The 242-nt window shown below is 31.4% G+C and carries 1 protein-coding gene; it reads left to right on the plus strand.

Annotated features, from left to right (window positions below; genetic code table 11):
- Window positions 1-242: hypothetical protein (locus Q0997_RS20415; protein WP_299892596.1), on the plus strand; the 242-nt coding region annotated here is incomplete at both ends.

Here is a 242-nt window from a genome sequence, read left to right on the forward strand (position 1 = left end):
AATGATGGGAGTTATAGTTGGAGTACGCCTAATAGTTTACCTACAAGTAACTATTTAATTAGAATAAGTAATATAGGTGATACCTCTTTAATAGATACTAGTGATAGTACTTTTAGTCTAATACCAATGGTTGAGTTAACAGATGACTTTTCAAGTATTTCAACAAATGGCTGTGAAGCTTTACCAATAAACTTTAGAGCCTCTACTTGTGAAAGCCGATTTAATTTTTATTACAGTACGGA

The organism is uncultured Lacinutrix sp. (assembly GCF_947500325.1).
Classification (GTDB): domain Bacteria; phylum Bacteroidota; class Bacteroidia; order Flavobacteriales; family Flavobacteriaceae; genus Lacinutrix.